This window comes from Bradyrhizobium sp. 147, assembly GCF_023073935.1.
In the GTDB taxonomy this organism is placed as follows: Bacteria; Pseudomonadota; Alphaproteobacteria; order Rhizobiales; family Xanthobacteraceae; genus Bradyrhizobium.
In genome coordinates this window covers 252,277-271,437 of sequence record NZ_JADPKL010000042.1, presented here as the reverse complement: position 1 = coordinate 271,437, position 19,161 = coordinate 252,277, and the positions used below count along the sequence as shown (strand labels likewise).

Below are 19,161 nucleotides of genomic sequence, written 5' to 3'. Positions count from 1 at the left end.
CCTCACCATTTGAACGCCGCGGAGATTTCGTAGGTCCGCGGCGCGCCGAGCAGGATTTGGTCGGGGTAGAACGGATCGCCCCAGATCGCAAACCGCTTGTCGGTTATATTGCGGACGCGGAAGATCAAGCGAGCCTGGTCGACCGCATTGAACACCGTCTTGGGGATGTCGACGAAGGCATAGACGTCGGCCACAGTGTAGGCCTTCATCGTCACCACGTTGGCATCGGTGTTGTAGCGGTCGCCAACGTGACGGCCGGTGATGCCGAGCTCCACCTGCCAGGGCGTGAAGAACCGATACGACGCGCCGGCGTTGGCCACGATGCGCGGCACGTTCGGCGGCATATTGCCGGTGAACGAGCCGCCCACGAAATTGTAGTCGGCGTAGCGAGCATCGACATAGGCGATGTTTCCCCAGAGACGCAGGGGCTCGATCGGGCGCACGGACGCCGCGAGCTCCACGCCCTTCGACTCCTGTCGTCCGGCGATATTCAACTGCATGCCGCCGGCCGCGGCGTAGACGTTCTTGCGCACGATGTCGTAGGCGGAAAACGACCATTCCGCCCTGTTGTCCCAGAACAGATGCTTGACGCCGGTCTCATAAGTGCGCGCGGTCGTCAGTTCGAGCGGCTGGGTCGGCCCGAGCAGAAAGATGTTGGTGGCGGAGACATCGGCGCCGGTGGCGTACTGGCTGAAGAAGGTCAGACCGGGCACGGCCTCCCAGGTGTAGCCGATGCGACCGGTGACCGGCGCCCAGTCTTTCGTGAACGGAAAGCCAGCCTTCTCCAGGCCGTTCTTATCGGTCGAGTTGCGGTCGAGCCCGATATGCTCGACGCGCAGGCCGCCGACCAGTGCGAAGGTACGTGTCAGCTTCAGCCGGTCCTCGAACGACAGCGCCTCGTTGTCGATGCGCGCGGTTTGCTGCTGGATCGTGAGCGGGCCGTAAAAGCCGCGGTCGGGATTGACCAGCGAAACGGAATCGCCTGGGAAGTTTGCCGCACCCGGCCTGACGAAATCGAGATAGCTTGACGACAACGTCGTGACCAGCCGGTTGTCGAAGCCTGCAATGTTCGTGTCCCAGATCAGGTCGGTGATGTTGCCCACCAGCCGCTGGCTGTGCGCGACATAGAAGCGTTCACGATCGACCATGTTCGTCGTGGAATTGAACGCCTCGATCTCGTTGTTGAACCAGGTCCGTTCTGCACCGTAGCCATAGGCCTGGCTCTTCAGCGTCAGGTCCGGCGCGAGCTTCAGCTCGAAGCCACCGCGCAGCCACACCTCCTGCGCGGCGTTGCGATTGTCGAGGACGTTGTAATTGGTGTTGAAGGTGCGGTCGTCAATGGTGACGGCGCCGAGATTGCTTCCGTTGTAGTTGGAGACGTAATTGCCGGAGACGATCCCCGTCGTCGCGTGCGAGCCGCTGAAGGCGATCGGCACCAGCGGCGCGCCCCAGTAGGCTTTGGAGCGATCCTCCCTGTATTCGATTGCGCCCCAGATCTTGAGTCTGTCCGAGATGCGGTAATTGAGCTGGCCGGACGTGCCGAACGTCTTGACGTTGGTGTCGTCGGCAAAGCCGTTGAGGGTGGAACGGCTGATGTCGACGCGATAGTCCAGGCCCTGCACGTTGGTGCTGCCGCCCGAGCCGTAGTGAACGCGGAACGAGTTCAGGGAATCCCAAGAGAAATCAGCCTCGTTCCGGACCAGTCCTGTATGCGGCTGCTTGGTGACGAAGTTGATGGCGCCGCCGGCAGCGCCCTCGCCTGATATCAGCGAGGCCGGACCTTTCAGGAATTCAACAGCCTCCAGATTGGTGGTGTCTACGATCCGCGAGGTCATGTTCTGCGGACCGATCTTGATGCCGTTGTAGAGCGTGTTGATCTGGCTGTTGGTGAAGCCGCGCATGGAGAAGGCTGAAGGTTCAGCCGGATTGTCGCCGGAGGTGACGCCGACCGCGCCCTGCGCCACTTCGGAGACAGTGCGATAGCTCTGCTCGCGCATCGTCTCGGCCGAGATGACTTCGACGGTCGCCGGCGTTTCACGCACGGTGAGGCCGAGCCGCGAGGCGCTTTCAGCCACGGCATTGCTGTTGAGCGGCGTTGGTGCCGCGGCGGCCGGCACGACAGGCTTTGGCGCTGTGGATGCAGTCGCTGGCCTGCGCGCCGTTGCACGGCGGGCGCTTGGCGCCTCCCGGCCCGCCGGCTTGGCCTGCTTGCGGGATTGGGCGGGCGACACCTCGACCGGCGGCAGCGACTCGCGGACCTGCTGCGCCAGGGCGGCAGATACATCGACGGCGGCCAGTGACGTAAGCGCCGCGGAGGCAAGCAGGAAGCGGTACGGTCGTATAAAACGGAGAGAAGACACGGTTTCGAAACCTCGGTATGACGTCAGTGGCACGTCACAGCGAACGAGGTCTCACCTTTGGCCTGTCAGCCCTTCGATGAAGCCGAATGTCTGTACTCCCCGACCGACATCTTCGCGTGTGACCACGGCTGACGGCAGGTCTCCTGGCTCGCGGGTCGTGACCGCTTCGTCGCCTTCCCGGGACCGAGGACCCAGTGGCTTCTGACGAAGGATTCACCGCTTACAGTTGCGGGGGCAGCCGCGGCATTGGGGACGAATTCCCCGCACCGCATTCCCTTTTCATCCCCTCTCGGGGAAACCGTCGCCAGCATCTAGGATTACGATCAAGACAGAGTCAATGTGCAAGCTGCGGCGTTATTGCCACAGCAACCAACTTCCTTGGAGACGAGCATGGAAGGCGAGACCTTCCTTTGGCTGATACGGCATGCGCCGGTCGATGGCGTCACAGGGACGATCCATGCCGCCGATGCGCCGGCCGATCTTCGCGATCGCGCGCAGCTAGAGGCGCTGCGGCAGTCTCTGCCGAGAGGCGCGGCGAGCCATGCGAGCCCAGCGCGGCGCACGATCGAGACCGCGCATGCGCTGGGACTCACGCCCGAGCTGATCCCCGAATTCGGCGAACAGGATTTCGGCGCATGGACCGGGCGTCGGCATGACGAGATCGGCGCGGCCGGGGACGAGGCCTATGCGCAATTCTGGAGCGATCCGGCGCGCGAACGTCCGCCGGGCGGCGAGAGCTTTGCGGATCAGGTCGCGCGCGTCCGGCTTGGGCTCTCGCGGATCAGCGCGGGCTCCGCAACGCTCGTCGTGCATTCCGGCACGATCCGCGCCGCGCTGTGCATCGCGCTGGATCTGACGCCGCAGGCCGCCTTGCGCTTCGTGATCGATCCGCTGTCGCTCACCCGGATCGACCGGCTCGCCACTGGGTGGCGCGTCGTCTCCGTCAATCAGCGGATGGCCTGAGCCCGATCAGGCCGGGCGATCCGGCACATTGGCTTGCGCAAAAGTCGCCATGCCGTTGTGGAGCGCGCAAGCCGACCGCACCAGCGGCAACGCGATCGCAGCGCCGGAGCCCTCACCGAGCCGAAGATCGAGGCTGATCAGCGGCTGCACGTTCAGCGCACGCAGCACCAGCCGATGCCCCTGCTCCGCCGATTGATGCGACGGCAGCAGGAACGGTCGGCACGAGGGGTTGATCTGCACCGCCACCAGCGCCGCGACCGACACGATGAAGCCGTCGATCAATACGGGAAGGCGGCGTTGCGCCGCCGCGATGATAGCGCCGCAGATCGCCGCGATCTCGAGACCGCCGACGGCACACAAGATGTGTTCGGACGAAGCGCCCGCAATGCCATGGCGCGCAATCGCGGCATCGATCACCCGCGCCTTGTGCGCGCGGCCGGCCGCGTCGATACCGGTGCCGCTGCCCGCGATCTCCTCGGCGCTGATGCCGAGCAGGCTCGCCGCAATGGCCGCCGAGACCGTGGTGTTGCCGATGCCCATCTCGCCGAAGATCACCAGATCAGGCCGGCCGACTTCCGCGCGTGCAACCGCGCGCTGCCCGGCTGCGAAGGCGAATGCCAGTTCCGCAGGCTCGAGTGCAGCTTCCACGCTGAAATCGCGCGTGCCGCTCCGCGGCTTGTCGGTGACGACGCCCGCCATCTGTTCCTGCGCCAGCGTTCCGGCGTCGACCACCTCCAGGCTGGAACCAAGCTCACGCGCCAGCACCGAGATCGCGGCGCCACCGGAGGCAAAATTCGCCATCATCGCGATCGTCACTCCTTGCGGATAGGCAGACACGCCCTGCGCGACGATGCCGTGATCGCCGGCGAAGACGATGATCGGCACGCGCGCGGCGCGAGGAGATTCCGTCGCTTGCAGGCCCGCAAGCTCGATCGCCAGTTGCTCAAGCCGGCCGAGCGCGCCGGTCGGCTTTGTCAATTGCGTCTGCCGCGCGATCGCTGCCTCGCGGTGCATCGCGGAGATGTCGGGACACTCTTGGTAGACCCATTCGGGGAGCATGCTGCCTCGCTTAACGCGTGCGCTTGAGAATGTAGCTGTCCATGATCCAGCCATGCCGCTGGCGCGCCTGCTGCCGCGCAGCGACAATACGCGGGCCGATTTCGGCCAGCGCACCGGACATGACGATCTGATCGGGCATGCCAAGATAGGCGCCCCACCAGATGTGGAGACCAGCCGGATCGAGCGACTGGAACGCCGTGCCGCCGTCGAGCATCACAGCGACGGTATCGACCCCTTGTGGCCAGCCGCCTTCGCGCAAGCGCCGCCCCGTCGTGACCAGGAATGGCTCGCCGATATCGTTGAGCGGCAGCGCATGCGCGGCGCACAGCGCCTGGATCGAGGTGATGCCGGGCACGACCTCGATCGTCGGCAACGGATGGAGCCGCCGCGCAATGCGCAGCGAGGAATCGTACAGCGAAGGATCGCCCCAGATCAGCAGCGCGACCTTGCCCTCGCCGCCGAGATGATTTGCGATGGTTTGCGACCAGGTTGCCGCCACGGCATCGTGCCAATCGTCCACGCCCTTGTGGTAGTCCGCCTCAGTCGTGTCCCGCACTGGCAAGTCGAACTCGGCGATGCGCGTGCTCGCGCTGGTGAGCACATCCGCGCAGATCGTCCGCCTGAGATCTGCGAGATCAGATTTCGCCGTCCCCTTGCGCGGGATCAGGACGAGATCGGCGGCGTTGATGGCACGGGCCGCGGCGCGCGTGAGCTGCCCGGGATCGCCGCAACCGATGCCTATTAAGGAAAGCGTGAGCATCGCGAGCGCGAAGGGCGGCCGCACCGGCCGCCCTTCGCTTGTCTCTCAAGCGCCGTTATGAAGGCGCGGCGTGACGAGGCCGGGCGCGGTGACACCGCGCAGCGACTTCGCCAGCGCCAGCACCGCGAGATCGGCGAGCGGCTCGATCACGATGACCAGCGCATAGGATGCCGCAAACGCCGCGATGTTGGCGAGGTTGGTCGCGCCGAAGCCGGAGCCATAGAGGGCCCAGAACGCCACCCAGGCGACGATGCCGGACTGATAGGCGGTCGAGAGCGCCAGCGCCTGGCGGTATTGCAGATCGACGTAAGCGGTGTTGCGCGGAATGATCCGCGTGGCCAGCGCCTGAATCGCGAACAGCGGCACCAGGAGTGTCGTGATGTTCATGCCGTATTGCGGCAGGTCGGTCGGCACGAAGAAGACGCCCTGGAGCAGCAGCCCGAACGCAAGGCCGAAGGCGGCGGGCGCAGCACCGAACAGCAGGAACAGCGTCGAGCCGAGGATGAAGTGCACCTCGGAGACGCCAACCGGGAAGTGCGGCAGCACCTGGAAGAAGCTGAAGACGAGGCCGGTGGTGGCGAGCGTGCGCGTCGCGAACGAGCCGATGCCCTGCTCGCGCACGGTCCCCACGGCGAGCTTCAAGGCAACGCCGCCTGCGGCGATGCCGGTTGCGTAACTCAACACGAGCTTGGCGCCCGTCACGATTCCGGGTTCGATATGCATGGCTCAGATCCTTCCTGCCGTCACACCCGACGGCCTTGGCCTCAAAACGTGCAGGGCCGGTCTCCTGGCTCGCGGTTCACTTGCGGTTCTCCGGCCTTCCCGAGCCTTGCGGCCCAGTGGCTGATCGGAGCCCCTCACCGCTTACAGTCGCGGGGGCGGCTGGGGATTTGGGCGCCGCAACTGGGTCCGCCCGCCCCCATTCCCGATTATGCTCCGGCGCTTTGCGCCGCGTCGAGCACCATGCCTCTCCTGTGTGCCCCTTTCGCGAGCCGGGCGTCAAGGGGCCAAGGGCGGCCGCGGCCATCATGACAGATCGTCTCCTGCCAGCGCCCCGAACAGGATGACGGCGGCGGTGGAAGCGGCGCCGCCGCGGGCAAGCTGCTCGGCAAGCTCGACAATGGTGGTGCGCACCAGCCGCTCGTCGGAACGGCCAAGAGATTCCGCAAACAGCGCCGGCGTATCTGCGGCGAGGCCATGCTCGATCAATTTTGCGGCAAGGGCCGGAAAGGTGCGCCGACCCATATAAACCACGGTGGTTGCCTCCGGATCTGCCAGCGCCACCCAATTCAGGTTTTGCGGCAGCTCGCCGGTGACGTCGGCCCCGGTCACGAACTGCACCCGCCGCGAGGTGTGGCGCCGGGTCAGGGGGATGCCGGCTTGCGCGGCGGCGACGCAGGCGGATGTGACGCCGGGAATGATCTCGTAGCCGATGCCGGCCTCGCGCAGCGTCTCGAGCTCCTCCTCGAGCCGGCCAAAAATGCCGGCGTCCCCAGACTTCAGCCGCACCACGCGCGCGCCAGTTGCGGCATAGTCAACCAAGAGGCGGTTGACGTGGTGCTGCTTGGTCGAGGGCCGCCCTGCCCGTTTGCCGACCGCGACGAGATTGGCGCCGGGACGGGCGAGATCGAGGATCGCGCCGGAGGCAAGATCATCATAGAGCACGACGTCGGCCTCGCGCAGCCGTGCAGTCCCCTTCACCGTGAGGAGTTCGGGGTCGCCGGGGCCGGCGGAGACGAAACTGACAAAACCGCTCACCGGTCCTCCGCAATCAGATGGAAGAACGTGCCGGTGGCTTGGCCCCGCCGCGAGCCGGTCTCGGCAATGACCGCGCCGGTTGCGTCGTGGACCACGGCCAGCGGCGTGTCGGGCTGGGCGATGATCGTCGAATAATGGAACTCGTGGCCGCGCAGGCGTGCGCCGGCCCGGTGCCCCGGCATCGGCGTGGCCAGTTCGGCGAGACGATAGCCCAGATGCATGCGGCGCTTGGCAAAGCTGGTCTCCAGGCCGAGCAGCCCCGCCATCTCATGGCGCACGCCATCGGCATCGGTCAAAGCGGTCCCCAGCACCATATAGCCTCCGCATTCGCCGTGGACCGGCCGTGTCTCGGCGAAGGACCGCACGCCGCTGCGAAAGCGTGCGTTGGCCGCGATCTTGCCGGCATGAAGCTCGGGATAGCCGCCGGGCAGCCAGCAGACATCGGCGCTCGCGTCAGGCGGTTCGTCGGCCAGCGGCGAGAACGGCACGATCTCGGCGCCGGCCGCGCGCCAGGCCTCCAGCATGTGCGGATAGACGAAGGAGAACGCCGCATCGCGGGCGAGCGCAATGCGCTGCCCGGGCGGCGTCACGTTCAAACCATTGCTCGCTGCCGGCGACCAGTTGGCGGCCGCCCGCAGCACCGCATCGAGATCGACATGCTCGGCAACGAAGCGCGCGGCCTCGTCGATCAGCTTGCCGATCCCGGCCTGCTCCTCGGCCTGCACCAGGCCGAGATGGCGCTTCGGCAGACCAATCTCGGCATGGCGCGGCAATGCGCCGAACACGGCGATGCCGGCGTCTCTCAGCGCGCGACGCACGAGATCTTCGTGGCGCGGGCTGGCGACACGATTGAGCACCACGCCGGCAAGGCGCACGCCAGGGCGGTAGTCGCGAAGGCCCGCGGCAATTGCTGCCGCGGTCTGCGCTTGGCCGGAGGGATCGATCACCAGCAGCACGGGCCAGCCCAGCATCTCGGTGATGTCTGCGGTGGCGCCGGTGCCGGAGACGCCGCGCGCGGCGACGCCGTCGAACAGGCCCATCGAGCCCTCCGCGAGCACGACGTCGGCATCCGCGCCGCGGCTGACGAGATGCGCGATCGCCCCGCGATCCATCGCCCAGCTATCGATATTGACGGAGGCCCGTCCCGTCGCCGCAGCGTGAAAGGCGGGATCGATATAGTCGGGCCCGCTCTTGAAGCACTGCACGTTCAAGCCGCGATTGCGCCAAGCGCGGGCGAGCGCCAGCGTCAGCGTGGTTTTGCCGACCCCCGAGGCCGGTGCGGAGATGACGAGACCTGCCGCCATCAGGACGCCTCCGGGAAGCGCGGCTCGGCGCCAACCGGCCGATAGCGGCGATCATAGTCGGCGGCATAGAGGCGGCTCTCGTCAAAATCCGTGGCGTTCAGCGTCCTGCCGACCAGGACCAGCGCGGTGCGCTCCATCTCGCTGCCTACAGCCGCATCGAGCGTTGCCAGTGTGGCACGGACGATGCGCTGGTCCGGCCAGCTCGCGCGCCAGACGATCGCGACCGGGCAGTCTGCGCCGTAATGCGGCGTCAGCTCGGCGATGAGCTTGTCGAGCAGATGGATCGACAGATGGATCGCGAGCACCGCGCCCGTCGCGGCGAACGCAGCAAGCTTCTCGCCCTCGAGCATGGCGCTGGCCCGGCCCGGCGTGCGCGTCAGCACGACCGTCTGGGCGAGACCAGGCAGCGTCAGTTCGGTCTCCAGCGCAGCGGCAGCAGCCGAGAAGGACGGCACGCCCGGCGTGACCGAATAGGGAATGCCGAGCGCGCGCAGGCGGCGGAGCTGCTCGCCCATCGCCGACCAGATCGAGAGATCGCCGGAATGCAGACGGGCGACGTCTTTGCCGTCCGCGTGCGCGGCGACGATCTCGGCGATGATCTCGTCGAGCGACAGCGGCGCGGTGTTGACGATCCGCGCGCCCGGCGGGCAATGCGCCAGCACACCCGCCGGCACAAGCGAGCCGGCATAGAGACACAGTGGAGAGGCGGCGATCAGGTCGCGGCCGCGCAAGGTCAGCAAATCGGGCGCGCCCGGGCCGGCCCCGATGAAATGCACGGTCATAAGCCGTCTCCTTCCGCAATCGCGGCGGTCGCGGTGCGATCCTGCGAGACAACCCGCCTCGCAATCAGCCGCGCGCGAGGGCCAGCCGCGGCAAGCGCCGCGGCTTCGGCGACTGATCCCGTGCCGAACTTTTCCGCAATAAGCTTCGACTGCGTCGGCGTGTCGACGCTCGCAAGCACATCGGCAGGAACAGCCTTGATCGGCACACCGCATTCGCGCGCGAGCTGCTTCAGCGCTTCGGCATCGGCCTTGTCGCTGACGGTTGCCACCGCAGCAAGGCCTTCGAAACCGCCGGTGGCCAGCAGCGCCTCGCGCAGTGAAGCCAGCGTCACATCCTTCTTGAATCCGAGCCCGGCAACTTTCATCGGACCACACTCCATTGCACCACCGGCCGCGCCGCCTCCCATGACCGGTAGCGGCCGAGTGGGGCTGCATGCGCGATCTCCACCCGCATCAGCTCGCCGCCGTGGCGCTGGTGCAGTTCGCCGAGCAGCGCCTCTGTCTCCAGCGTCACCGCATGCGCGACGAGCCGCGCCCCAGGCGCCAACCGCGACCAGATGGCGTCAAACATCGCGCCATCGAGGCCGCCGCCGACGAAGACAGCGTCCGGCGCGTCCAGCGCTGTCAGAGCATCGGGTGCTTCGCCCGCGATGACCGTGATCCGATGCTCCAGTCCAAACGCGGCCGCGTTGCTGCGGATGTTTGCAGTTCGATCATCACGCGCCTCAATGGCCACCGCCGTTCCGCCGCACAGCGCCCACTCGATCGAGATCGAGCCCGAACCGGCGCCGATGTCCCACAGCGTCCTGCCGGGACACGGCGCCAGCGCCGAGAGCGCCAAGGCGCGCATCGGCCGCTTGGTGATCTGGCCGTCGTGAGCGAAGAGATCGTCCGGCAGGCCCGAACCGCGAGACAGCCCCTGCCCGCCCTTCGCCTCCAGCGCAACCGCAACGAGGTTTCCGGACGAAGCGCGCGTAAAGCTGTCAGCGCGATACTCTCTGACGCTTTCATTCGGCCCGCCAAGCGCGGCGAGAGTCCAGAATGCGGAAGGGCCCCAGCCGCGCTCGGTTAGCCAGTTCGCGAGATCGCCGGCCGCTTTGCCATTACGGACGAGACAGATGATCCGCGCCCCGTGCGCCAGATGCTGCACGAGACGTTCGAATGGCGCAGCGTGAAGTCCAAGACAGATCACCGATTCCAGACGCCAGCCAAGCCGCGCGGCGACGAGCGAGAACGTCGACGGCGCGGAGTGCGCAATCCACTCGCCAGCCTGCAGCTTGTCGGCAAGACTTGCACCGGCGCCATGCCAGAACGGATCGCCTGAGGCGAGCACGACCGTCGGCCGGCCGCGACAGCTCAGCACCATATCTGCATCGAACGGCACCGGCCACGGACGGCCGCGGCTGCCAACTTGCGCAAGCGCAAGATGACGCTCGCCGCCGAAGACGGTTTCTGCCTTGGCAAGCGCCTTTCGGCTTGCTTCGGACAGCCCGGCAAGGCCATCTTCGCCGATACCGATGATGGTCAGCCAGGGATCAGCCATGATGCGCGCCCTCGTTCTGGGCGGAACAGCCGATGCGAGCCTGCTCGCCGCGGCGATCGCGCGCGCGGGCATCAAGGCCGTCTATTCCTATGGCGGTCGCACCCGCACGCCCGCCGATCAGCCGCTGCCGACCCGCATCGGCGGCTTCGGCGGCGTGGGCAGGCTTGCCGAATACCTTCGTCGTGAAGGCATCACGCATGTGGTCGACGCGACCCACCCCTTCGCGGCGGAGATGAGCCGCAATGCGGTCGAAGCCTGCGCGGAGACGGGCACGCCATTGATTGCGCTGGAGCGCGCGCCCTGGACCAAAGCGCCTGGCGACAACTGGATCGAGGTCGTCGACGTCAACGCCGCCGTCGCGACGCTGCCCGAAAGGCCGGCCAAAGTGTTCCTCGCGATCGGCCGCCAACACATCGCGCCATTTGCGATGACGCCGCAGCATCGCTACACGCTGCGTTTCGTGGATCCGCCCGAAACAACCCTGCCCTTTCCGGCCGACGTGATCGTGTCGCGCGGGCCGTTCACGCTTCATAGCGAGCTGGAGCTGCTGCGGGGGCGCGGGATCACTTGGATCGTTGCCCGTAATTCCGGCGGAGACGGTGCGCGCGCCAAGATCGATGCGGCCCGCATGCTCGGCCTGCCCGTGATCCTGATCTCGCGACCAAACCTGCCCGAGCGGTTGCGGGTGGAGAGCGTTTCCGAGGTTATGCAGTGGCTCGGTCATCGGACCTGCCTCGGCGCATAGACCCAGCGGCCGACGCGGCGCGTCTGCGAATTGCCGACGATCACCAGCGTGCGCATGTCGGCCATCTCGGGTGTCGCTTCGTTCAGAGCGACGGTCTCGATCTCTTCATCGGGCGCGCTGATCGAGCGGGCAAAGATCATCAGGCGCTCGCCGCAACCGGACTCCTTCAGCACCGCAAGCGCGCGGCCAAATCCCTCCGCTCGGCTCGCCGAACGCGGATTGTACATCGCAATGGCAAAATCGGCCTCCGCCGCAAGCCGCAGGCGCTTCTCGATCACCGCCCAGGGCTTCAGATTGTCGGAAAGATTGATCGCACAGAAATCATGGCCGAGCGGCGCGCCGGCGCGGGCGGCCGCCGCCAGCATCGCGGTGATGCCGGGCAGCACGCGAATCGGCAGCTCCCGCCATTGCGGAGCCTGCTCGAGCGCCTCGAACACGGCAGAGGCCATCGCGAACACGCCGGGATCACCGGAGGAGACGACGACCACGTGGCCGCCTTCGGAGGCAAGCCGCAAGGCTTCGCTTGCGCGCTGCAGCTCTTCGCGATTGTCCGACGGGTGCAGTGTAAGCCCCGGTCGCGGCGAGACGCGGGCGACATAAGGCGCGTAGCCGAGAATATCGGTCGCGGCCGCGAGCGCGGCGGAGACTTCCGGCGTCACCAGCGCGTCACTGCCAGGGCCGAGCCCTGCGATGGTCAGCGTACCCGTCATTCGGCGGCGTCCAGGTGCCGGCCCTTGCCGTGCACCAGCACGATCGCGAAATAGGGACAATCGGCGGCATCGACTTCGGCGAGCCGCGCGATGCGCTCGCCCGGCATGGTGCCGCGCTCGACCAGCCAGGCATCGTCCAGCCGGCCGGCGGATGCAAGCGCGCGGCGCACCTTTGCAAGATTGCGGCCGGTCTTCATGATGACGAGTGCATCGGAATCGCGCATGCGCCGCTCGAGTTCGTCTTCGCCAAGCGTCCCCATCAGCACCGTCGTCACATCGTCGCCGAGCGCAATCGGTTGTCCCACGCCGTTCCAGCAGCCGACCATGCCGGGAATGCCCGCGATCACCTCGATCTCGACGCGGCCCTGCAGGCGCGTGTGCAGATGCATGAAAGAGCCGTAGAAGTAGGGATCACCCTCGCAGAGCACGACGAGGTCGACCGCGCGCGAAAGCCGCGCCAGGCGCTCGGCCCATTCGTCATAGAAGCCGGCGAGCAGATGGACATAGTTGGGGCTGTCGAAGGCGATCTCGGTCGTAACGGGATATTCCATGGGGTATTCGGTGACGTCGGCGGCGAGCATGCCCTCGACGATGCTGCGCGCCTGACCCGGCCTTCCCTTCTTGCGGAAATAGGCGACGTGCCTGGCACCGCGCACCATGCGGTCGGCGCGCACGCTCATCAAATCCGGATCGCCGGGGCCGAGACCGCAGCAGATGATGCGTCCCATGACTATTCGCTCCCGCTCGCCAGCGCGTTCACGGCGGCAACCGTGATCGCGGAACCGCCGAGGCGGCCTTCGACCGTCAGCGCAGGTGCCGGCGGATCGGCCATCAGCGCGGCCTTGGATTCGGCGGCACCGACGAAGCCGACCGGACAGCCGATGATCGCCGCGGGCCGCGGGCAATCGCGGTCCTCGAGCATGTTGAGGAGATGAAACAGCGCAGTCGGCGCATTGCCGATCGCGATGATCGCGCCGCCCAGATGTGGCCTCCACAGCTCCAGCGCCGCAGCCGAGCGCGTGTTGCGCATGGATTGCGCCAGCGCCGGCACGGTGGCATCACCGAGTGTGCAGATGATCGGGTTGGCCGCAGGAAGTCTTGCGCGCGTGATTCCTTCCGAGACCATGCGCGCGTCGCACAGGATCGACGCGCCATTCTGCAAGGCCGCGCGCGCAGTGGCGACCATGCCGGGCGTGAAGCGGATATGCGCCTCAAGGCCGACCATGCCGGCGGCGTGGATCATCCGCACCACGACCTGCTCCTCGTCCGGCGAGAAGCGCGCAAGATCAGCCTCGGCGCGGATGGTCGCAAAGGACTGCCGGTAGATCGCCGCGCCGTCGGTTTCGTAACTGTGCGGCATCAGTGCCCTCCCACCAGAATGGAGGGATCGCTGACGATGTCATCGCGGTTCAGGCCGCGCAGAGCGGGCTCATCGCGGGCCGATCCACCGCGCACGAGATCGAATCCGGCACCGGTCGCAACCAGCGTCACGGCGGTGGCGCCGGAATGCGCACAGCCCTTGGCGCAGCCAGAGACGTGAAGCCGCGTATCGGGTGCAATGCGCGGCGCGAGCGCGGCGGCGAGCGCGCGGGTGTCGGCATGCGCCTCGCGGCAACGCGGGGCGCCGCTGCAGGCGATGACGCGCAGCGCGGGATCGTAGGGTTCGGTGATGAGACCGGCCCCGTTCGGCATCGCACGCTTGCCCTCGCTCAAGACCATCCGCCATGGCGTCATGCGCAGGGCATCTCCGCAACCGGCGAATTGATGCAGCGTCGTATGCAGCATCTGCCCGAATGCGACCCCGACCATGGCGCCCTGCGGATAATGTCCGGGCTGCAGCGCAGCCATCACGGGGGCAGGTTCGGTCTCGCCGCGCAAGGTCCCCGGCAATGCCGCACCGGAAGCGATGTGGGCCGCCATGCGCCCTCGCCCGCTGCGGACCCCGCCGGAGGTAATGAACCAGTCTGCGAGCGCGAGCGCCGTGCTCACGACGCCTCCGCGTCCGACGCAACGACCGAAGCTCGCACCATCGGCGCGCACGAGAAGCCGGCCCGCACGATCGCGCTCGATGCGCACGTCGGCGGAGTCGCCGGCGAGCACGCGCGAGGTCCCGTCATCGATGGCGAAGCCGAATTTTGTGGGCAATTCGAGCGCGCTGTCGGCAAGCGCCTCTTCGAGCTCGGCGGCGAGCGCCTGCGTGTCGTCGCCCTCGTTCCAGAACGGCGTTACCAGGATGTTGCGCCGGGATTCGATGTCGGCATCGGGATCGAGCAGCGCCAGTCGCGCAAGGCCATCGAGCAGCGGACCGTGGCTTTCGTCCCTGACACCTCTGATCTGGAGGTTGGCGCGGCTCGTCACGTCGAGGAGACCATTGCCGAAGCGTTCGGCCAGGTCAGCAAGGCCGGAAGTCTGTGCCGCTGTAAGGCGACCGCCGAACGGGCGCACGCGGACCACGAGCCCGTCGCCCGATTGCATCGGCCGCAGCGCGCCGGGACACCAGCCCTTGACCGCGGAAGCGCTCATGAGGCCTCCTTCAACGCAGCGGCGATCGAATTGCGGCGCGTCCGCCAGAGCGAGGCGTCATGCAACCGCATGAAGCACGTCTCCATTGCTGCGAGCGCCGCCGGATTTTCGCGCGTCATGAAAGCGCGGACGTCGGCGTTGCCAAGCGTCGCGTCATAATAGATATCGAACAGATGCGGCGGCACGGCGCCGGCGAGATGCGCGAAGGCGGCCATGTGCTCGAGCGTCGCGGCGATCTCGGCCGCGCCGCGAAACCCGTGGCGCATCATGCCGGCGATCCAGGCGGGATTGGCCGCGCGCGCACGGACGACGCGCGAGATTTCCTCGGTCAGCGTGCGCGCGTGCGGTTGCTCGGGACGCGTCGTGTCGATGTGATAGAGCGATGGTCCTGCCGCGCCGAGATGTGCCGCAGCTGCGGCGACCCCCGCTTCATGCGCAGCATAGTCCGCGGCGAGCAGAAGATCGGTCTCTGGCAGATCCTGGACATGGACGAAGGCATCGGCGGACGCAAGCCGCGCCTCGATGCCAGCGCGATCCGGCTTGATCGCGCCATCCGCCGAGAACGCAAAGGACGATGCCGACAGCCACGCTTCCCCGGCGGCATCACGCGTTTCGGGCGTGAAGGTACCAGGGATCGCTGACAAGCCGACGCCGTATTGTCCGGGCCGCGGCGCAAAGACACGTGAGGCACGGTGGCGATAGGGATTCTCCTCGCCCTCTTCGTCGCGGTTTGCGAGAGCCTCGGACGCAGCCTCGAACAACTGCGCCAGACCCGAAAAGACGTCGCGGAACAGGCCGGATACGCGCAGCGTCACGTCGATACGGGGGCGGCCGAGCTCGGCCGGCGCGATGATGTCGTAGCCGGTGACGCGGCCGGAGGCGTGGTCCCAGTGCGGCGCAAGACCGGCCAGATGCAGCGCCATCGCGAACTCCTCGCCTGCGGTGCGCATCGTCGCCGAGCCCCAGAGATCGACCACGAGCCCCTTCGGCCAGTCACCATGATCCTGCAAGTGACGGCGCAGCAGCTCTTCCGCGAGCTTGATGCCTTGCGCATGCGCCGACGGCGTCGGCACCGCGCGCGGATCGACGGCGAAGAGATTGCGCCCGGTCGGCAGCACGTCCTGGCGCCCGCGATAAGGCGAGCCCGACGGCCCCGGCGCAATGCGCTGCCCCGAAAGCGCGGCGCGCAAGGCGTCCCGCTCCACGTCGCCGCAGGCGCCGCGGCCGAACACGTGCAAGCCGTCACCGAACTGGCTTTCCTTGAGGTCGCAGACGAAACGATCGATCCGTGGAATCGCTTCGGCTGGTGTGGCCGATGCATCGAGGCCAAGATCGTCTTCGAGGCCCGCGGCACGGGCTTCGTCGCGGATCGCCGCGATCAACCGCTGGCGGCGGGCGGGGTCAAGACCATCGGCAGTGGAATATTCGTCCAGAAGTCGTTCGAGCCGGCGCAAGCCCTCCGGAACGACGGATGCGGCAAGAGGCGGCGGCAGATGGCCGATCGTGACGGCGCCGACGCGCCGCTTGGCCTGCGCAGCCTCGCCGGGATCATTGACGATGAAGGGATAGATGACCGGCAGATCGCCGATCAGGGCTTCCGGCCAACAGCTCGATGACAGCGCCACGGATTTGCCGGGCAGCCATTCCAGCGTGCCGTGCGCGCCCATATGCACGACGGTGTCACAGCCCTGCTCTCGAAGCCAGAGATAGAACGCAACATAGGCATGGCGCGGCGTGCGGGCGAGATCGTGATAATCGACATCGCGCGTGGTTGCATCGCCACGCTCGGGCTGAACCGCGATGATCGACTGGCCGCACCGAATCGCGGCGAAGTGGAGCGCGCTGTCGCGACAGCTCGGATCATCCTCCGGCGCACCCCAAGCTTGTGCGAGATCATCCTGCAATGCTTGCGGCAGACGCGAGAGCGCCGTGCGGTACTCAGCGACGCTCCAGGTCAGCTGCTGCCTCAGCAGCGTTTCGCCGAGCGCATGAACTGGCGCGGCATCGAAGCCCGTCTGCGCGAGGTCGGACAGCAAGACCTCGACGGACGCCAGCGCATCGAGACCAACCGCATGCGCGATCTGGTGTGGACGGCCCGGGTAGTTCGAAAGCACGATCGCCAGACGCTTCTTGGCGACGGGCGTCTCGGCGAGCCGCCGCCAGGCCGCAACCCGTGCGGCGACGGCCTTCACCCGCTCCTCGTCAGCGCGATGCGCAAGATGGGAGAACTGCAGATCGGGATCGCGCTCCGCAGCGGCTTTAAAGCTCACCACGCCCGCGAACAAGCGGCCATCGACCTCGGGCAGCACCACATGCATCGCGAGGTCGCCCGGCGAGAGGCCGCGCAGCGAGGTAGCCCAATCCTCGCGCCGTGCCGTCGAGAGCGCAACCTGGAACACCGGACACTTGGCTACGTCGAACGGCGTCGTGCCATCGTCGCCTACGGCCGAGAACGCCGTCGCATTGACGATCGCCGCCGGAGGATTTCGCGCGAGATGCGCGCGCAGCCAATCCGCGACGCCTGCGGCTTTCAGCGAGGTGACGAAGACACCATAGGCACCAAAACCCTTATCGCGCAGCGCGGCGATCAAGGCATCGACCGGCCCGGTGTCCGCAGCGGTGAGATAGGAGCGATAGAACGTCACCAGCGCGAGCGGCTTCCCCTCGCCGCCCGCCGGCGCAGCAATGACGCCGCGCGCGGGATCATAAAATCCCGTCTCGGGCACATCCATTTCGCCGACGACTGGCCCGGCATAGAGGCCCGAGGCCAGCGCGAGCTGCGCGATCGCGGCTTGGGCCGCGACCGGGCCGCCGGTGTCACAGAGCACCTTGAGCCGGCGCAGGGTCGAGACCGGCAAGGTCGAATACGCGTCGAGCCGCGTATCGTCACGGCCGTCGGCCGGCAGCACGGCCAGCACGATGTTGCGGTCCTTAGCAAGTTGCTGGAGCGTTGCGAGACCATACGGCCAATAGGATTCACCGCCGATCAGACGTACCAGAATGCCACGCGCATGGGAGAGCGTGCGCTCGATATAGGTGTCCACCGAGAGCGGATGACGCAGTTCCGCAAGATTTGCGAGCCGCAGCGACGGCAGGCTGGTACGGCCGCGCCGCCAGCCGGCCGCAAAGGCGGCAAGGTCGGAATCCGAATATGAGAGCACCACGAGATCGGCCGGGTCCTGGCCGATGTCCCTTGGCGTCGCGGTCTCCTCAAGACCGCGGCTCTCGCGGAAAACGACGTGCATCAGGTTGCTAGCCCTGACCTGATCGCGGCCTCGTCAATATCGCCGTGCTCGCCAATCATGACGAGTTTTGATTGCCTGACACCTGCGCCCCAGGGCTTGTCGAACTGGTGGCGCACACGCTCGCCGACCGCCTGCAGCAAGAGGCGCATCGGCTTACCCGCGATTGCGATATAGCCTTTGACGCGCAGCACGTTCTGCTCGCGCGCCAGGCGCTGAACGGAGGCGACCAGCGCATCGATATCGGCAACTTCCGGCAGGTCGATCACGACGGAAGCAAAATCGTCATGCTCATGCTCCTCTTCGCCGTCGTGATGCGAGGGACGCGCGGCAAGATCGTTCTCGGCGGCGGCGCCGAGACCGAGGATGACGCGCGCATCGATCGCGCCGTCGGTGACGGGAAGCATCGGCACGCGGCGCGGCATCTCGGCGGTGATCGCCGCCTTGGCGGCTTCGATCCCAGCGCTGCCGGCAAGATCGGCCTTGGTCAGCAGCACGATGTCGGCGCAGGCGATCTGGTCCTCGAACACTTCCGACAGCGGCGTCTCGTGGTCGAGATTGTCGTCCGCCGCGCGCTGCGCCTCGACTGCAATCGGGTCCGGCGCGAAGCGGCCAGCAGCGACGGCCTCAGCATCGGCCAGCGCAATCACGCCATCGACAGTGATACGCGAGCGGATCTCCGGCCAGTCAAACGCCTTCAGCAGCGGTTTCGGCAACGCCAGGCCCGAGGTCTCGATCAGGATGTGATCGGGCTTCACGGGGCGCGCCAGCAATTGCTCCATGGTTGGAATGAAATCGTCGGCGACGGTGCAGCAGATGCAGCCATTGGCGAGCTCGATGATGTTCTCCTCCGGGCAATTGGCGGCAGCGCACGACTTCAAAATCTCGCCGTCGACGCCCTCGCTGCCGAACTCGTTGACGAGCACGGCGAGCTTCTTGCCGTCGGCATTGGCGAGCAGATGCTGGATCAGCGTCGTCTTGCCGGAGCCCAGAAAACCGGTGATCACCGTGACCGGGACTTTTGCGAGCGAATTCATTCGGCGGCCTCCGGCACGACGGCGATGGGGGGAATGCGGGCAAGCGACTGCTTGCGGAAAATTTCGGGACGGCTGCGCCAGGGCACGAGGCCATCGGGCGCGGCCGCATAGGCCGCAGCGCCGGCGACCACGTCGCGCGCATTCGTCTCCGACAGGCGGCCATAGACATAGGACCAGCGGCCGGGCGCACTCAACGCGACCGAGCAGCCCTGGCTGCAGGCAGAGAGGCATTCGACCGGAACCACATTGACGCCATCGGGCACGCCGGCGCCCAGGATCGCGCCATGCAACCGCTTGCCCGGCGTGACGTCGCCTTCGCCAAGCGTCTCGCCGGCACGGCAGGTAATGCAGACGTGAAGTGTGACCGTCATCGCC

18 protein-coding genes and 2 riboswitches are annotated in these 19,161 nt (G+C 67.0%); of the genes, 2 read left to right on the top strand and 16 right to left on the bottom strand.

The annotated features are described in order from the left end of the window. Positions 1-2: 2 nt before the first annotated feature. The gene (locus IVA87_RS10595; protein ID WP_247333506.1) at positions 3-2,360 is read right to left on the bottom strand and encodes a TonB-dependent receptor; all 2,358 of its coding nucleotides are present in this window, start codon (positions 2,358-2,360) and stop codon (positions 3-5) included. A 115-nt stretch (positions 2,361-2,475) separates the two neighbouring features. Continuing rightward, positions 2,476-2,678: riboswitch (cobalamin riboswitch) on the bottom strand. 72 nt (positions 2,679-2,750) lie between these two features. On the opposite strand from IVA87_RS10595, the gene IVA87_RS10590 reads away from it, so the two are divergent. Then, a complete protein-coding gene (locus tag IVA87_RS10590; protein WP_247306069.1) occupies positions 2,751-3,323 on the top strand; it encodes a histidine phosphatase family protein in 573 nt (190 codons plus the stop codon). A 6-nt stretch (positions 3,324-3,329) separates the two neighbouring features. Here IVA87_RS10590 and cobT read toward each other — a convergent pair whose 3' ends face one another. The 8 genes from cobT to cbiT all read right to left on the bottom strand — a co-directional run bounded on the left by cobT (position 3,330) and on the right by cbiT (position 10,529). Further along, on the bottom strand, positions 3,330-4,382 hold the full coding sequence (gene cobT, locus IVA87_RS10585) for a nicotinate-nucleotide--dimethylbenzimidazole phosphoribosyltransferase (RefSeq protein ID WP_247306072.1): 1,053 nt from the start codon (positions 4,380-4,382) through the stop codon (positions 3,330-3,332). 10 nt (positions 4,383-4,392) lie between these two features. Further along, a complete protein-coding gene (gene cobF / locus IVA87_RS10580; protein WP_247333505.1) occupies positions 4,393-5,142 on the bottom strand; it encodes a precorrin-6A synthase (deacetylating) in 750 nt (249 codons plus the stop codon). Between the two features lie 45 nt (positions 5,143-5,187). After that, entirely contained in the window at positions 5,188-5,865 is a 678-nt protein-coding gene (locus IVA87_RS10575; RefSeq protein ID WP_247306076.1) for an energy-coupling factor ABC transporter permease, read from the bottom strand. Between the two features lie 36 nt (positions 5,866-5,901). Beyond that, positions 5,902-6,123: riboswitch (cobalamin riboswitch) on the bottom strand. A 45-nt stretch (positions 6,124-6,168) separates the two neighbouring features. After that, a complete protein-coding gene (cobA, locus tag IVA87_RS10570) occupies positions 6,169-6,900 on the bottom strand; it encodes a uroporphyrinogen-III C-methyltransferase (RefSeq protein WP_247306079.1) in 732 nt (243 codons plus the stop codon). Then, positions 6,897-8,204, bottom strand: a complete 1,308-nt coding sequence (locus IVA87_RS10565; RefSeq protein WP_247333504.1) for a cobyrinate a,c-diamide synthase — start codon at positions 8,202-8,204, stop codon at positions 6,897-6,899. Before IVA87_RS10565 ends, cobA begins: the two co-directional genes overlap by 4 nt. Continuing rightward, the gene (gene cobM / locus IVA87_RS10560) at positions 8,204-8,986 is read right to left on the bottom strand and encodes a precorrin-4 C(11)-methyltransferase (RefSeq protein ID WP_247333503.1); all 783 of its coding nucleotides are present in this window, start codon (positions 8,984-8,986) and stop codon (positions 8,204-8,206) included. The genes IVA87_RS10565 and cobM overlap by 1 nt, the downstream gene beginning before the upstream one ends. Then, positions 8,983-9,351, bottom strand: a complete 369-nt coding sequence (locus tag IVA87_RS10555; protein ID WP_247306085.1) for a cobalamin biosynthesis protein — start codon at positions 9,349-9,351, stop codon at positions 8,983-8,985. The genes cobM and IVA87_RS10555 overlap by 4 nt, the downstream gene beginning before the upstream one ends. Then, positions 9,348-10,529, bottom strand: coding sequence for a precorrin-6Y C5,15-methyltransferase (decarboxylating) subunit CbiT (gene cbiT / locus IVA87_RS10550; RefSeq protein WP_247333501.1), 1,182 nt, complete (start codon positions 10,527-10,529; stop codon positions 9,348-9,350). The genes IVA87_RS10555 and cbiT overlap by 4 nt, the downstream gene beginning before the upstream one ends. Here cbiT and IVA87_RS10545 point away from each other — a divergent pair. Further along, the gene (locus tag IVA87_RS10545; protein ID WP_247306090.1) at positions 10,528-11,274 is read left to right on the top strand and encodes a cobalt-precorrin-6A reductase; all 747 of its coding nucleotides are present in this window, start codon (positions 10,528-10,530) and stop codon (positions 11,272-11,274) included. The two genes, cbiT and IVA87_RS10545, sit on opposite strands and share 2 nt — an antisense overlap. On the opposite strand, the gene cobJ is transcribed toward IVA87_RS10545, so the two are convergent. From cobJ to IVA87_RS10510, 7 genes are read right to left on the bottom strand one after another with little or no spacing between them, the layout of a single operon-like run. Further along, a complete protein-coding gene (gene cobJ / locus IVA87_RS10540; protein WP_247306093.1) occupies positions 11,250-11,984 on the bottom strand; it encodes a precorrin-3B C(17)-methyltransferase in 735 nt (244 codons plus the stop codon). The two genes, IVA87_RS10545 and cobJ, sit on opposite strands and share 25 nt — an antisense overlap. After that, positions 11,981-12,712, bottom strand: a complete 732-nt coding sequence (locus IVA87_RS10535) for a precorrin-2 C(20)-methyltransferase (RefSeq protein ID WP_247306095.1) — start codon at positions 12,710-12,712, stop codon at positions 11,981-11,983. Before IVA87_RS10535 ends, cobJ begins: the two co-directional genes overlap by 4 nt. 2 nt (positions 12,713-12,714) lie before the next feature. Then, positions 12,715-13,344, bottom strand: a complete 630-nt coding sequence (locus tag IVA87_RS10530) for a precorrin-8X methylmutase (protein ID WP_247333500.1) — start codon at positions 13,342-13,344, stop codon at positions 12,715-12,717. Then, positions 13,344-14,507: a precorrin-3B synthase gene (cobG, locus tag IVA87_RS10525; RefSeq protein ID WP_247306099.1), complete on the bottom strand. Its 1,164-nt coding sequence runs from the start codon at positions 14,505-14,507 to the stop codon at positions 13,344-13,346. The genes IVA87_RS10530 and cobG overlap by 1 nt, the downstream gene beginning before the upstream one ends. Then, entirely contained in the window at positions 14,504-17,752 is a 3,249-nt protein-coding gene (gene cobN, locus IVA87_RS10520) for a cobaltochelatase subunit CobN (protein WP_247333499.1), read from the bottom strand. Before cobN ends, cobG begins: the two co-directional genes overlap by 4 nt. Further along, positions 17,752-18,786 carry a cobalamin biosynthesis protein CobW gene (gene cobW / locus IVA87_RS10515; protein WP_247306105.1) on the bottom strand — a complete coding sequence of 345 codons (1,035 nt, stop codon included), beginning with the start codon at positions 18,784-18,786 and terminating at the stop codon, positions 17,752-17,754. The genes cobN and cobW overlap by 1 nt, the downstream gene beginning before the upstream one ends. Continuing rightward, on the bottom strand, positions 18,783-19,157 hold the full coding sequence (locus tag IVA87_RS10510; RefSeq protein WP_247306107.1) for a DUF1636 domain-containing protein: 375 nt from the start codon (positions 19,155-19,157) through the stop codon (positions 18,783-18,785). Before IVA87_RS10510 ends, cobW begins: the two co-directional genes overlap by 4 nt. Between the last annotated feature and the right edge of the window lie 4 nt (positions 19,158-19,161).

What these genes read in the sequence shown, in the direction of transcription:
- IVA87_RS10590 (WP_247306069.1), top strand. Translation starts at nt 2,751, where the DNA reads ATGGAAGGCGAGACCTTCCTTTGGCTGATACGGCATGCGCCGGTCGAT.
- cobT (WP_247306072.1), bottom strand. Translation starts at nt 4,382, where the DNA reads ATGCTCCCCGAATGGGTCTACCAAGAGTGTCCCGACATCTCCGCGATG.
- cobF (WP_247333505.1), bottom strand. Translation starts at nt 5,142, where the DNA reads ATGCTCACGCTTTCCTTAATAGGCATCGGTTGCGGCGATCCCGGGCAG.
- IVA87_RS10575 (WP_247306076.1), bottom strand. Translation starts at nt 5,865, where the DNA reads ATGCATATCGAACCCGGAATCGTGACGGGCGCCAAGCTCGTGTTGAGT.
- IVA87_RS10565 (WP_247333504.1), bottom strand. Translation starts at nt 8,204, where the DNA reads ATGGCGGCAGGTCTCGTCATCTCCGCACCGGCCTCGGGGGTCGGCAAA.
- cobM (WP_247333503.1), bottom strand. Translation starts at nt 8,986, where the DNA reads ATGACCGTGCATTTCATCGGGGCCGGCCCGGGCGCGCCCGATTTGCTG.
- IVA87_RS10555 (WP_247306085.1), bottom strand. Translation starts at nt 9,351, where the DNA reads ATGAAAGTTGCCGGGCTCGGATTCAAGAAGGATGTGACGCTGGCTTCA.
- IVA87_RS10545 (WP_247306090.1), top strand. Translation starts at nt 10,528, where the DNA reads ATGATGCGCGCCCTCGTTCTGGGCGGAACAGCCGATGCGAGCCTGCTC.
- cbiT (WP_247333501.1), bottom strand. Translation starts at nt 10,529, where the DNA reads ATGGCTGATCCCTGGCTGACCATCATCGGTATCGGCGAAGATGGCCTT.
- cobJ (WP_247306093.1), bottom strand. Translation starts at nt 11,984, where the DNA reads ATGACGGGTACGCTGACCATCGCAGGGCTCGGCCCTGGCAGTGACGCG.
- IVA87_RS10535 (WP_247306095.1), bottom strand. Translation starts at nt 12,712, where the DNA reads ATGGGACGCATCATCTGCTGCGGTCTCGGCCCCGGCGATCCGGATTTG.
- IVA87_RS10530 (WP_247333500.1), bottom strand. Translation starts at nt 13,344, where the DNA reads ATGCCGCACAGTTACGAAACCGACGGCGCGGCGATCTACCGGCAGTCC.
- cobG (WP_247306099.1), bottom strand. Translation starts at nt 14,507, where the DNA reads ATGAGCGCTTCCGCGGTCAAGGGCTGGTGTCCCGGCGCGCTGCGGCCG.
- cobN (WP_247333499.1), bottom strand. Translation starts at nt 17,752, where the DNA reads ATGCACGTCGTTTTCCGCGAGAGCCGCGGTCTTGAGGAGACCGCGACG.
- cobW (WP_247306105.1), bottom strand. Translation starts at nt 18,786, where the DNA reads ATGAATTCGCTCGCAAAAGTCCCGGTCACGGTGATCACCGGTTTTCTG.
- IVA87_RS10510 (WP_247306107.1), bottom strand. Translation starts at nt 19,157, where the DNA reads ATGACGGTCACACTTCACGTCTGCATTACCTGCCGTGCCGGCGAGACG.